Source organism: Paenibacillus sp. 598K (assembly GCF_003851045.1).
GTDB lineage: Bacteria > Bacillota > Bacilli > Paenibacillales > Paenibacillaceae > Paenibacillus_D.
On record NZ_BFBX01000337.1, the window covers coordinates 1,283 to 1,499 of the forward strand.

Genomic DNA, 217 nt, shown 5'->3' on the forward strand with positions numbered 1-217 from the left:
GAAGCTTTTGCTGCCGACGACACCGTCATTGCGTACTTCCGTCATCGTCACATCACTCTACTTTCCGATTTTAATTCTTCTTGCTCCGTTTAGTATACGCAACAAGCCTTTGCAAGTTTCGCCTATATCCCGGACAAGCAGGCCCAACTTGTCCTCCTCTCATCCGGCAGCGGACAAGGCGCACTCCCCGCGAAACGGCCCCGCAGCCGCTGACGAC